The following is a 13,919-nucleotide window of genomic DNA, read 5'->3' on the forward strand; positions in this document are numbered from 1 at the left end:
TATAGCAAGGCAAAAATAACGAAATATAGTTGTTCTTATATGAGTTATTTTTAACGTAGCTAGTGAATCATTTCTCCTATACAAAGCACAGGTAAACGGTTTAATAACAAGGCAATAATTTAGATGTGTAGTGTTCTTACATAAAAAATTATTAACGCTGTTAGTGAACCGTTTATCTCATACAAAGCGCAGGTAAACGGTTTAATAACAAGGCAATAATTTAGATGTGTAGTGTTCTTACATAAAAAATTATCAACGCTGTTAGTGAACCACTTATCCTATACAAAGCGCAGGGAAACGGTTTAATAACAAGGCAATAATTTAGATGTGTAGTGTTCTTACATAAAAAATTATTAACGTAGTTAGTGAACCGTTTAACCAGCTTTCAATTTAGAATGAGTAAGTGTAGCCCATCTGTACAGTACGCGGCTTACCTGGTTGAATGCCACCGTTTGAACGGTTAGCAACGTATGTTTTATCAAACAAGTTATCAACGCTTAGGTATACTTTTTGATTTTCATCGATTAAGTATTTAGCAGCTAAATCCCATACTACGCGGCTATCAATTGCGTTTAAGCCCGACTGCGTTAAGTTAGCATGCGCATCAGATACGTAACGTATTTGGCTGTTAACTACAAACGCAGAAAACTCAGCACCTAACGATAACGCTACTTGGTTTTCTGGTACGTAAGGCATTGCATCGCCTTTTTCTACCGTGCCCCAAATTTCTGAATCAAAATCGTTTTTAAACTCAGAGTCTGTGTAGGTATACGTTAATTTAACTGGGAACATAGCTGTATCAGTTGCAAACGTACGTGCTGCACTAAATTCAAAGCCCGCTACTTCTACTTCACCGTAGTTGTATTGGTCGCCAATGTTGTCGTCGCTACAACCAACCGCTGCAGTACAGTTACCGTGCATGTTGCTGTAGTCAGAGTAAAACGCAATTACTTCACCGCTAAAGCCATCCATATTAAAGCGAGAGCCAAACTCAATGTTTACACTTTCTTCTTCTTCTTGGTCAGCATTACCAGGTGCTGCTGGTGCATAACCTTTTTGAATGCCCGCAAGTAGCGTTACGTTTTCGTTAAGCGTGTAAGTAGCACCTAGTGACGGAACTAAAATTTCAGTGTCGTTCGACACATCTTTAGTTAAACCGTTGCTGCGTGTTGGATCTGATTTAGACCACTCTTCACGCGTAATAGTAATATCTTCATAACGAAGACCTGCACTTACTACTAATGCATCAATTGTCCACTCGTCTTGAATAAATAAGGTACTTGCTTCTGCGCTATCTACACGGTTGCTGTCAGAGCCCGGAACGCCTTGCTCTGTAAGCGTTAAGCTTAGGTCTTGATTAAGTGTGTATTTGTCTTCCCATTGAAAACGATCCATTTCGTCTTCGTGGTAACGTACGCCAACAGTTACATAGTGATCGCCTGCAGGAATATGTAATTCAGACTGAATACCTTTAGCTTGATAATCGCGGTTATTAGCTTTAATACCAATACCTTCAATACCTTCGCTTGTCGGGTTTGCTTCAAATTCACTGTATTGCTCAAGGTAGCTTTCGCTTACTTTACTGGCTTTATACCAGTTACGATGAAAATCGTTTAAGTAAGCCGTAGCTAAAAACTCATAGCCATCACCAAAACGGTACGCGTAGTTAAGTTGGTATGCGTTGTGGCGGGTGTTCATTTCATCGTTTTGCGATGCAGCATAACGACGGTAAGGACTTTCTTGATAGTCTTCGTCAGTTAAGCCCATGTATGTTTCGTCTGATGTTTCGTCAGAGTACTTAATTTTTAGCTCTAAATTATGCGCATCGTTTTGACCAAACGTATGACCAAACTTTAATAGTAAATCTGTTTTTTCAAAGCCGGTGTTGTCATTACCTACTGGCAGTTCTTTAAAGCCGTCTGCGCCGTAAGTAAATACTTCAATTAAGCCTGCTGTGTTGTTTTTTTCTTTACCAAAGTAAGCGTGACCTTTGTAGTAACCATCACCACCAAGGGCTGCATCTACCATACCTTTTGAGCTATTTGACTCAGTAGGTAAGCTGCGCGAAAGTAAGTTTAAAACACCACCCGTAGTACGCGGGCCATACTTAACTGATGCCGCGCCTTTTAATACTTCAATAGACTCCATACGACCCGTAGTAGGGAAGTAGTAAGCAGAAGGTGCTGAGTATGGTGCTGGTGCAACTAATACACCGTCTTCCATTACTGATATTTTATCGTTACGGCCAGTACCTGTGCCGCGCATACCAATATTAGGGCGAAGGCCGTAGCCGTCTTCTTCTTGCACGTAAACGCCCGGAACAGACGCTAAAACGCGAGAAATATCAGTAAATTTGAATTTTTGAAGTTCTTCATCAGAAATAAACGTAGCCGAACCAGGAATATCGTTAATTGCCTGCTGAGAGCCAATAACGGTAATTTGCTCAAAGCGTTGTTCTTTATCGCTGGTGTCTTTTGCTATTGCAGTAGCACTAAAAGACAAAGCAACCGCAGTTGCCAAGGTAGATACTAAAAACTTAGGGTTCATTGTGTTCCTAATCATGTCAATTATCTTAATTGGCGTAATTTGAACACGTTAACGAATACGAATCAATGTTATTAAGTATTTAATTATTCAGTTTAATAGAACTAAAAATACCTACTTATGCAACTTTGTTAACTAAATCGTTTCTTTTGTATTAGTTTGTAATTGCTTTGCTCGTTATAAAGTTTTGATTAGCTATAACCTAAACGTAGCGCTATAAACTCTGCGAGCTTATCTACTGCATGGTCAGATTCGCCCGAGCTTTTAATTAAACTAATACCAATATTACCAAGAGTGGGTAAATGTTTGGTTTGAACTTGATAGTTAAGCTCACTCGGTACTGTGCTTTTAGCAAGTACCGTAATACCTAAGCCTTCTTTTAATGCAGCAATAAGGCCGGTTAAATCGGCGTTGCTATATACAATTCGGTATTTTATGCCTGCATTTTTTAATGCATCAATTGCACGACGACGATAAATACACCCCTCTGGTGCGGTAACTAGCGTAACCACGTCGTTTTGCGCAAGTGACAGGTCGCCCACCCACACCAGTTCGTCTTGCATAAAAATAGGAAACTTATCAGAGTTAAGTCGCTCATTTAGCGCAAGTACTAAATCGAACTGATCTTGGCGAGAAGCCGAAAGTAAATGTTTACTTAAACGCGACTTAACTTCTAACGACACCTCAGGGTAGAGCGCCACAAAGTCGCCAATAATAGAAGGTAAAATACGCGCTGCAAATTCGCTCGGAATACCCAAGCGCACTTTACCTGCGATGTTTTCTGATGTGAACTGCTGCAAAATAGCATCGTTGTGTTGCATCATTTGTTTTGCCATAGGCAATAATAGCTCGCCGTACTGGTTTAATACTTGGCGCTGTCCTTGTTTTTTAAATAGTTTATAGCCAAGCACGTCTTCTAAGCGCTTTATTTGCAAACTGACAGCAGGTTGCGACAAGCCAAGTAAATCGCCTGCTTTAGCAAAGCCACCTATTTCAACTACCATCACAAAAGTACGTAAACCGTCGGTTGATATGTTTTTCATATTTAAAATTACAATTTATATGGCTATATATATAAGTATTATTTATCAATTGATAAAAAATTACAATTTGTTGTTGGTAGGCGTGGGCAATATACTTTTGTAATCGAAAATACACAGGTGTTTGTTATGACTTTTAACCCAATAATGTTTGCCCGCCACAGCAACGCAAGTAGTGCGGTTACTAACGCTTTGCAAACTAACAACAATCACGTTGTAATGGATTTTAGCGGCACCGAAACCAGTGTATTTTTAAGCACTATTTTAGGGCTCGATTTAACTAAGCTTACCGCCAGCGGTTTAGGCTTAAAAGGCACGCTTGATGGCGACTATAATTCTGACTACAGCTTTGCTGTTTATTACTTTAGCGAAACCGCCTTTAGATTTGTACTGCCACACAACGCAAGCCTTCAACTACAAGCACTTATAAACGAGCAACAGCTACGTTTTGATATTGATTATGTAGTACGCACCGACCTAGCAAGCTTTATTTTAAGTGGCGACAACGCGTTTGATACTCTAGTAAATGCTTTTAAATTAACACCCGGTTTGCGCCTTTCTGACGCGCAACTATGCTACGGTGCGCAAAGTGGTGATGTATTTATTACCGCCATTGATAAAAACGACGAACAACACTTTGTGCTTATAGCAAAAACGCCAGAGCTACAAAAATGGCAAAGCTACATGCAAGCGCAAGGTTTTGCACTTATGCATAGTGAAGCCGCATAACGAATACAAACAACAGGTGAACATAACAATGTTTACCTGTTTTTAATTGCAATTAAGCAATTAAAGTCTATTTAAGCCACGCCCTAAACAGGGTTAATTTAAACGTGAAGGAATGTTATGACTTCTAAAACTGTACTACATGCTAAGCACCTAGAAGCGGGCGCTAAAATGGTTGATTTTCATGGCTGGGAAATGCCAATCAACTACGGCTCACAAATAGAAGAACACAATAGCGTGCGTACCGACGCAGGTATGTTTGACGTATCACACATGACTATTGTTGATATTAAAGGGCCTCAAGCACAAGCATTTTTACGTAAGCTAGTAGCTAACGACGTTGCAAAATTAACCGTACCAGGTAAAGCGCTTTACACAGGCATGCTTAACGAGCAAGGCGGTGTAATAGACGACTTAATTATTTATTTCTTTAGTGAAACCTTTTACCGCCTAGTTGTTAACTCAGCAACGCGCGAAAAAGATCTAGCGCATTTGGCTAACGTATCAAGCGACTTTGACGTAACGGTTACAGAGCGCCCTGAGTTTGCAATGATTGCAGTACAAGGCCCTAACGCTAAAGCAAAAACAGCCACTCTTTTAAATGCTGAGCAACAAGCAGCTGTTGAAGGTATGAAGCCGTTTTTTGGTGTTCAAGTAGGTGATTTATTTATTGCCACAACGGGTTATACTGGCGAAGACGGTTACGAAATAGTAGTACCGAACGACCAAGCAGCCGATTTATGGCAACAACTGCTAGACGCAGGTGTTAAGCCTGCTGGTTTAGGTGCACGCGACACGCTACGTTTAGAAGCAGGTATGAACCTTTACGGCCTAGATATGGACGAAAGCGTATCACCACTTGCAGCTAACATGGCATGGACCATTGCATGGGAACCAGAAGATCGAGACTTTATTGGCCGTGACGTACTTGTTAAGCAACGCGCAGAAAAAAGCACTGACAAACTAGTTGGCTTAGTGTTTGAAGAAAAAGGCGTTTTGCGTAGCGGTTCTAAAGTAATTGTTGACGGTGGGATAGGTATTATTACTTCTGGTACTTTTTCACCAACACTTGGTTTTAGTGTAGCCCTTGCACGTGTACCACGTTCAACAGGCGATACAGCTCAAGTAGAAATGCGTAAAAAATTAGTAAACGTTAAAGTAGTAAAGCCTAGCTTTGTACGTAACGGTAAATCAATAATTTAAATAATTTGGTTATACCAATCACAATAATTATTGCGATTGGTATCCTCCCAATATAAACCAAAGGACAAATAAAATGAGCAACATTCCTAGCGAGTTAAAATACGCACCTTCACACGAGTGGGTTCGCAGTGAAGGCGACGGTACATTTACTGTTGGTATTTCTGAGCATGCACAAGAACTTCTTGGCGACATGGTATTTGTTGAATTACCAGAAGTTGGCGACGAAGTAGACGCTGGCGAAGACTGTGCAGTAGCAGAGTCAGTTAAAGCAGCATCAGACATTTACGCACCTATCAGTGGCGAAATTGTTGCTATTAACGAAGAGCTTGAAGATTCACCTGAAACAGTAAACAGCGACGCTTACGGCGACGGTTGGTTATTCCGTATTAAAGCATCTGACGAGTCTGAGCTAGACAACTTATTAGACGCTGAAGGTTACTCGCACACTATCGACGAAGAATAATCATTTTTTGAAGATAACTAAAAGCCCCGTTTAATGTATAAAAATGGGGCTTTTATGATTTTACAGCTCACCACCCCATACTGAGTGAACTGTTAAATCGTCAAATATTTTAATTAATGCTAGTTACCCATTAGCATTTAGGATCATAGGAATCTGGATTCATGTCAAACGCCAAATCTCTTGAAGAACTAGAGCAAAAGCAAGATTTTATTCGCCGCCATATTGGGCCAAGCCCAGCACAAGTAAGCGATATGCTAAGTGCTTTAGAAGTATCGAGTGTGCAAGAGCTCATTGATCAAACTGTACCGGCTAGCATTCGTCTAGAGCAACCGCTAACAGTTGGCGAAAGCCGTACTGAAGTTGAAACACTAAGCTACTTAAAATCAGTAGCCAGCAAAAATAAAGTTTTCAAATCGTACATTGGCCAAGGCTACCACCCAACTAACGTACCGCACGTAATTTTACGTAACGTACTAGAAAATCCAGGTTGGTATACAGCGTACACACCGTATCAGCCAGAGATTGCTCAAGGGCGTTTAGAATCATTATTAAACTTCCAAACTATGACCCTAGATTTAACCGGACTTGATTTAGCAAGCGCATCACTGCTTGACGAATCAACAGCGGCTGCAGAGGCTATGGGCCTTGCAAAACGCGTATCAAAAGCTAAAAAAGCCAATGCATTTTTTATCGCTGACGACGTACACACACAAACAATCGACGTAGTAACAACGCGTGCCGAGCAGTTTGGTTTTGAAATAATTGTAGGTAAAGCAGAAGATGCCGTTAACCACGACATTTTTGGCGCATTGTTCCAATACCCAACTACATCAGGCGAAGTGGTAGACATAACTGACCTAATTGCTGGCGTACAAAGCAAAAAGGCCATTGCCTGTGTTGCTGCCGACATAATGAGTTTATTACTATTAAAAGCACCGGGTAAATTAGGTGCCGACGTAGTACTTGGTTCGGCTCAGCGTTTTGGCGTACCTATGGGTTACGGCGGTCCACACGCTGCATTTTTTGCAACACGTGACGCATACAAACGTTCATTACCAGGTCGTATTATTGGTGTATCTAAAGACCGCTTAGGTAACGACGCACTACGTATGGCAATGCAAACGCGCGAACAACACATTCGCCGCGACAAAGCCAATTCAAACATTTGTACAGCGCAAGTATTACTTGCCAACATGGCAGCGTTTTACGCGGTGTACCACGGCCCACAAGGCTTAAAAACTATCGCGCAGCGTATACATCGCTTTGCTGATATTTTAGCAACAGGCTTAAAAGCTAAAGGCATCGCACTTAAGCACAGTACTTGGTTTGATACGCTAACAGTAGTAAGCGATAGCAAAGACGACGTAATAGCACGTGCAATTGCAAAAGGCGTAAACTTTGCAACAAACCACGAAGGCGAGTACTCAATTTCGGTATCAGAAACAACAACACGCGCCGATATTACTGAGTTATTCGATATTATTTTAGGCGAAGGCCATGGCCTAAGTGTTGACGCTATTGCAGCCGACGTTGAAGCAAATGGCAGCGAGTCAATTCCTGCAAGTTTAGTACGTGACGACGAAGTACTAACGCATCCAAACTTTAACAGCTACCACAGCGAAACAGACATGCTTCGCTACATTAAGCGACTAGAAAGCAAAGACTTATCGCTTAATCACTCAATGATCTCGTTAGGCTCATGTACTATGAAACTAAACGCGACTGCTGAGATGATCCCAATTACGTGGCCTGAGTTTGCAAACCTTCACCCATTCTGCCCGCTAGATCAAGCAGAAGGTTACCAAATAATGATTGGCGAGCTACACGACTGGCTAGTAAACATTACCGGTTACGATGCAGTATCACTTCAGCCAAACTCTGGCGCACAAGGTGAATACGCAGGCTTAATCGCGATTCGTAAATACCACGAGTCACGCGGCGACGCACACCGTAATGTATGTTTAATCCCAAGCTCTGCGCACGGTACTAACCCTGCATCAGCGCAAATGGCGAGCATGAAAATTGTGGTAGTTAACTGCGACAAAAACGGTAACGTAGACATGGCTGATCTTAAAGCGAAAGCTGAAGAAGTGTCTGAAAACTTATCGTGCATTATGATCACATACCCGTCTACACACGGCGTATACGAAGAAACAATTCGCGAAATTTGTGACATTATTCATGAGCACGGCGGCCAAGTTTACATGGACGGCGCAAACATGAACGCACAAGTTGGCGTAACAAGCCCAGGCTTTATTGGCTCAGACGTATCGCACTTAAACTTGCATAAAACGTTTTGTATTCCACACGGTGGCGGTGGTCCAGGTGTTGGCCCAATTGGTGTTAAATCGCACCTTGCGCCATTTATGCCAAACCACAGCGTAATTAACGTGCCAGGTACTAGCATTGGTAACGGTGCAGTATCGGCAGCGCCTTACGGCTCAGCCGCTATTTTACCTATTTCATGGGCTTACATTACCATGATGGGGTCAGAGGGCTTAAAACAAGCCACTGAAATGGCAATCGTTAATGCTAACTACTTAACGCATGAGCTAAGCAAGCACTTCCCAATTTTATACCGTGGTCGTAACAACCGTGTTGCTCACGAATGTATTGTTGACCTACGCCCGCTTAAAGAGCAATCAGGCATTACTGAAATGGACGTAGCTAAGCGCTTGCAAGACTACGGCTTCCATTCACCCACTATGTCGTTCCCAGTAGCTGGTACATTAATGATTGAGCCAACTGAGTCTGAATCAAAAGGTGAAATTGACCGCTTTATCGAAGCAATGGTGTCAATTAAAGGCGAAATCGAAAAAGTAATCTCTGGCGAATGGTCAATCGAAAACAACCCGCTAGTGTTTGCACCGCATACACAAGGTGACGTGTTAGGTAACGAATGGGATCGTGCATACGACCGTTTTTACGCTGCATTCCCAGTGCCTGCAGTGGCTAAAAACAAGTTCTGGCCAACCGTTACTCGTATAGACGACGTATACGGCGACCGTAACTTGGTATGTTCATGCCCACCGGTAGAGACATACCGCGATTAAGAGCAGAGACTAATTTTTGAACTTTAATGGGTAGTAAATCCCATTATAGTTTGGGAATTTATCAAAATTATAAAAGCCGTTGCAGCAATGCAACGGCTTTTTTGTGTGTGGTGATTGCCATAAATGATATGGGCGTAGGTTGGGTAGAGTGAAACGAAACCCAACAAATCACAAATATACATACTCGCTCAAAAGCCAAGAGTATGTGTTATTTGTTGTAGGCGTTTAGCTTGCTGACGCGCGGGCGTCAGCCCGAATAAGTATTTGAATAGGTGTTTGGAATTACTATTACAGATAACGCGAATACGTTTCGCGCTTTTAGAGAAGAAACCTTATTCAAGGTTTTGTCGCGCTGGCTTGGTGAGCCAATGCGGGGCTATAGATTTTCAAACTTAACTCTGCTGCTAGTAATTCATCCTTGAAGCTGGGTTACTGTCGGCATCCATGCCTTCACTTCCTCATACTGCGAAGCTGCGCTTCGGTTATTCGTCACCTCTCAGCGCACCCGAGCATCATGCTTAATCCTTCAATGCACAATTGATGTGAACGTAAACGCCATGAAAGCACATCCATGTGCAAGCATGGCTTTCATTTCATTGCCTACATGGATGTAGGTACTTAGGATTTGTCGGGAACAAAATCCTGCCATGAAATGCATTACTCATCAATTGCTTATTTTCAGGACGTGATGACGGGGGAGGGTGTTAAACGTGAGATTAGTGCTTGGACTTGGCAAGATGCAAGACCTGACATTCTGTATTTCTAAGTAGAGATGAGGGAAACTGCGTTATATAGGAGGTTAGCATTTAGTTTTAAAGGATCTATTTTGTTATTTATATTCAATGCTTACCTGCTAATGAATAAAATCATGGAAAAAAAACACAGAGTGTGTAAAATTAAATTACACACATTGTGTTTTTTAATTTGAGGTTTAAATTATGAGTTCTAATTTGGCATATGCTCTTACAAAAGTACAATTTAGTCGCATTACAGAAAGTACATTTAATAAGAACTCAGACAACTTAATTGAAGAATTAAATGATATATATCCGATTTCTGTGACTAAGCAAATTGAGAGTGTTGAATTTCAGTTTAACCGAGAGACTAATGAACAAAAAACTATTAAAAATAATGTTCCTATAGTTACATTGAAATCCGCAGATAAGAAGTGGGGTGTTAATATGACTCAAGACCATGTGATTCTTCATACAAATGCCTATATATCATTCGAAGATTTTGAAGAAAGATTTTCGTTTATATTATGCAAAATAAAAGAAACAATGTTAATTAAGCATATGGAGTTTGTTGGCCTTCGTTATATAAATAAATTTGATGAAGATAGTTTTTCAAAAAACTTTAAACGTAATGAATTCTTACAACCAAATTTATGTGGCTTTAACATGGCTGGATCAAATTTAGCATCACGCTATGCGGACGGAAAGTTAGGAATAAATATTAACAGTGGTGTTACCGTAAATAATACAAAGCTACCACCAGATATAGCCGAACTAAATAATGATTTAGGAAGTGAAAACCCTATATTAAATGGAGCGTGGGCGCATTTAGATATTGACTGTTACTCAGTCAATCATGAGTTAATACCATACGATTATAACAATATAATTGAAACTTTAAATGAATTACGCGACAGAGCAAAAAGTATCTACTGTGATATTGTTATAAGTGAGCAATAAAAAGGATTTTGTATGCAAAGTAATTATAGTCAAGCAATAAATTTGAATAGTAGAACAGCTATCACTAGTAATTCTACTTATTCTTACGTACCTACTTCGGACACTGTAGCAAGGAAAATATGTAGATATACTACTACTTTAGCTGTTATTGCAGTATCGACATTAGGCACTTTACATGCGGATGCTCGTCACAATAATACACAAGTGCTAACTACTTCAGTAATTCAAAAAAAGCCTACTTATTTGATTGAAAACTCCGTAGCAATAAAAAAAGAAAATAATAAAGAAGACTTATTAACGACAAAAAGTGAGCTTTTACAGAATAATTTTGGTTTCAAGACTGCACAATGGGCGGCTGTTTTAAAAGTAGAAAGGAAAACAATCTACAATTGGGCAAAAAATCCAGAAACAAAAATTCAGGATAAAGTAGTTGCTCGTATAGATATATTCAATAAATTCTATGATGAAATTAATAAAAAACATGCTCAATATTTGCCTTTATTTACCTTTGGTCGATACTCAGACTCAGAGGTAGCAAAAATAATAACGAGTGAAGAGCTCTCTGTTGAGCTATTAGTAGAAAGTTATGAACGACTTTATTCTGAATTTGATGGAGCTTACAAACGCAATGCCTATAAGCGCTCTCAGTACGTACAGGTTTAGTCAATGGTAATTAAAGTGGAGAATCTAAGAAGTAATTGGATTAAGTCTGGATGGAAAAGAGGAGCTTTTGTAGATCTAAAAGATCACTTGGATTTATTGAATAAATTACCGCTAAAATTAAAAAATATAATAAACGAAAAAGATAAAGCTTATTTAATCCCTCTACTTTATGATTGTTCGCTTATTGAGGAGTGTTTCATTAAGGAGCCTTGGGTACAGGTACTTATATGTTGGCCATGTCCCGAAGTTAACGGGAATTTCAAATTTGGCAAAAACCCTAGACAAATACACTTCCCAACCATTAATAATGGCGAAGAAAAATACATGCATGCTGATGCTATAGGCTTTTGTCAATTTGAAAGAGAGGATCTACTTAAAGCAACACCATCAAAAGATTTTTTATGGCCAGAGAAAGGTCTTCCGCAATTATTAAACTGGGTGGCTGAACGTTATAATCAACCAACTTTTCCTGACGAATGGAATACTCGTATGGGGAGGCAAAAAAGAAATTTAGATAAATTATGGAAAAATAAAAATTTTATTAAAAGTTGTTCTGGCCTTTATTTTAATATTCATCCATTTGATGAAATTAAAAATACGGATGAATATTCTTTAAAAGCTTATTTTGTTGTTTCTTCAACCCTTACGGGTAAAGAGCACAGAGACTTTAGTGATAATCATGAAGCCGCTTTAATACAGAAGCTAAAAGGTATTATAAGTACTATCCCTAATATTAATATAGCTTTTATTGATTCTATAAAAGAAGATCAATTCACTAAATCAATGGAGCGAGACTTTCAACGTTGGCAATTAGAACATCTGAGCTATAAAAATTTAGAGGATGCACCTTTACCAGCTGAGTTAGATATAAAGTGATTGAGCTAGATTTTTTGATGACCACTTCCATGAAAAATCTATTTGAGGTTGTTAATTTCTCAATGCTAACATCCAAACTCTCGGAGTTTTCCAAGTTAGTTCTCGCATCAATTTAAATTTTATACCGCCCGTATTTCTTCTTTTTTTTCAGAATTTAAATTTATTTCACTGACCACTGGCTAATCTCGAGATTTTCCTGACTAACGACTTAGATTCTGTAATTTCGCCATTTTAATTACTTGATGACGTTTTGCTTCATCTAACCATAAATGATACTGGTTAAACCAAAGGGGTTACCCATTAGAAAGTTCCGGTCAAGCAAGCAGCTGTGTTTTCCGATCTTTTTATTCAAAAACCAAGAGTTCTTATTATTTAAGCTCAATTTAAATATGACTATGCACCTAGTAATAACGTCGATTGATGAGAATATGTACTAGTCACCCAAATCTTAACTTCATACATCAATGGTCTTTTATTGCTCATTGAGTCAATTACTACGTCTAGACCACGGCGAATAAAGTTTAAGAATGCGTTTATCATGTGATTGACCGCGAACCAATGGGGTCAAATCTTGACTTCATACATCAATGGTCTAGGTTTATAGTTTATTGCTCATTGAGTTTATTATTATGTCTAGACCGCTGCGAATAGAGTATGAAAATGCGTTTTATCATGTGATGAATCGCGGCAGAGGGCGTGAAAATACCTTTTTGAGTGATGACGATTTTAAGCACTTTTTATACAGCATTGAACAAGCAAGCCTTCGCTTTAATATTGAAGTGCATTCGTATTGTTTAATGACCAATCATTACCATCTACTAATAAAAACCCCTGATGCAAATTTAGGCAGAGCCATGAAGCATATTAATGGCCTCTATACGCAATATTTTAATAGAACACATAATACAGATGGTGCATTGTTTAGAGGTCGTTACAAGGCGGTGCTGGTGGATGCTGATAATTACTTACTACATGTTAGCCGTTATATACATCGTAACCCTATAGAAACAAGTACACCGCTAGTAGATGAACTCATTGACTATAAATGGTCTAGTTATTCAGCTTTTATTAAAAGTGGTGCGACACCTAAATGGTTAGTTCGAGACTTTATATTTTCGCTTCAAGGAAAAAAGCGTAAATATGCTGCTTACAAACAGTTTGTTGAATATGAAAATAATAAAGAAATAAATACGTTTTATGGTGCTAAAAAGTTATTTTCGGTGTTGGGCGGCGATGAGTTTATTCAGAATATTAAGGAGTATATTGCGAAATCAGACAACGAAAAAAGCGTTGTTGTTCAGAGGCGTTTAACTGATGATGTTATTGCGTACTTAGCTAAATATTTTTGTATAGATACACATAGTATTGTAACGGTTAAGAAAGGGCGTAAAGAGAAAAATTTACCACGTATGTTTGCCATAAAGTTATGCCAAGATTTAACTGGGCAAAATTTAAAAGCATTAGCCGTTGTTTTTAATGTTCAACATTATTCAGCCATATCCCAAACGGTATGTAGGCTAAATAAGTTAATAATTGAAGATGATAAGATCAACTTACAGTTCGAAAAACTTCGAGATAGCTTGATGTATGAAGTCAAGATTTGACCCCCTGTTGATTATCGCGCATCCATGCGAGACATTACTCATCAATTGCTTAT

General features: G+C 39.2%; 11 protein-coding genes. 8 read left to right on the forward strand and 3 right to left on the reverse strand.

Annotated elements, in window-relative coordinates; all coding sequences use genetic code 11:
• Positions 1-390 precede the first annotated feature (390 nt).
• Together I6F45_RS03115 and I6F45_RS03120 are read right to left on the reverse strand one after the other, a co-directional pair.
• A complete protein-coding gene (locus I6F45_RS03115; RefSeq protein WP_197159608.1) occupies positions 391-2,547 on the reverse strand; it encodes a TonB-dependent receptor family protein in 2,157 nt (718 codons plus the stop codon).
• A 188-nt stretch (positions 2,548-2,735) separates the two neighbouring features.
• Complete coding sequence (locus I6F45_RS03120) at positions 2,736-3,587, reverse strand: LysR family transcriptional regulator (protein ID WP_024607170.1); 852 nt, start codon at positions 3,585-3,587, stop codon at positions 2,736-2,738.
• A 126-nt stretch (positions 3,588-3,713) separates the two neighbouring features.
• Between I6F45_RS03120 and I6F45_RS03125 the strand changes: the two genes are divergently transcribed.
• From I6F45_RS03125 to I6F45_RS03155, 7 genes are all read left to right on the forward strand, one after another.
• Positions 3,714-4,313: a hypothetical protein gene (locus tag I6F45_RS03125; RefSeq protein ID WP_197159609.1), complete on the forward strand. Its 600-nt coding sequence runs from the start codon at positions 3,714-3,716 to the stop codon at positions 4,311-4,313.
• Between the two features lie 117 nt (positions 4,314-4,430).
• A complete protein-coding gene (gene gcvT / locus I6F45_RS03130) occupies positions 4,431-5,513 on the forward strand; it encodes a glycine cleavage system aminomethyltransferase GcvT (protein WP_007579945.1) in 1,083 nt (360 codons plus the stop codon).
• Between the two features lie 73 nt (positions 5,514-5,586).
• Positions 5,587-5,976: a glycine cleavage system protein GcvH gene (gene gcvH / locus I6F45_RS03135; protein ID WP_165727660.1), complete on the forward strand. Its 390-nt coding sequence runs from the start codon at positions 5,587-5,589 to the stop codon at positions 5,974-5,976.
• Between the two features lie 161 nt (positions 5,977-6,137).
• A complete protein-coding gene (gene gcvP, locus I6F45_RS03140; protein ID WP_197159610.1) occupies positions 6,138-9,029 on the forward strand; it encodes an aminomethyl-transferring glycine dehydrogenase in 2,892 nt (963 codons plus the stop codon).
• Between the two features lie 938 nt (positions 9,030-9,967).
• The gene (locus I6F45_RS03145) at positions 9,968-10,723 is read left to right on the forward strand and encodes a TIGR04255 family protein (protein ID WP_166377951.1); all 756 of its coding nucleotides are present in this window, start codon (positions 9,968-9,970) and stop codon (positions 10,721-10,723) included.
• A gap of 12 nt (positions 10,724-10,735) precedes the next feature.
• On the forward strand, positions 10,736-11,386 hold the full coding sequence (locus I6F45_RS03150; RefSeq protein ID WP_166377954.1) for a hypothetical protein: 651 nt from the start codon (positions 10,736-10,738) through the stop codon (positions 11,384-11,386).
• Positions 11,387-11,389: 3 nt separating this feature from the next.
• Positions 11,390-12,262 carry a hypothetical protein gene (locus tag I6F45_RS03155; RefSeq protein ID WP_166377956.1) on the forward strand — a complete coding sequence of 291 codons (873 nt, stop codon included), beginning with the start codon at positions 11,390-11,392 and terminating at the stop codon, positions 12,260-12,262.
• A gap of 393 nt (positions 12,263-12,655) precedes the next feature.
• Here I6F45_RS03155 and I6F45_RS03160 read toward each other — a convergent pair whose 3' ends face one another.
• Positions 12,656-12,802: a hypothetical protein gene (locus tag I6F45_RS03160; protein WP_166377958.1), complete on the reverse strand. Its 147-nt coding sequence runs from the start codon at positions 12,800-12,802 to the stop codon at positions 12,656-12,658.
• Between the two features lie 89 nt (positions 12,803-12,891).
• Between I6F45_RS03160 and I6F45_RS03165 the strand changes: the two genes are divergently transcribed.
• Positions 12,892-13,866: a transposase gene (locus I6F45_RS03165; protein ID WP_166377961.1), complete on the forward strand. Its 975-nt coding sequence runs from the start codon at positions 12,892-12,894 to the stop codon at positions 13,864-13,866.
• Positions 13,867-13,919: the final 53 nt, after the last annotated feature.

This window comes from Pseudoalteromonas sp. SWYJZ19, from assembly GCF_015864375.1.
Classification (GTDB): Bacteria; Pseudomonadota; Gammaproteobacteria; order Enterobacterales; family Alteromonadaceae; genus Pseudoalteromonas; species Pseudoalteromonas arctica.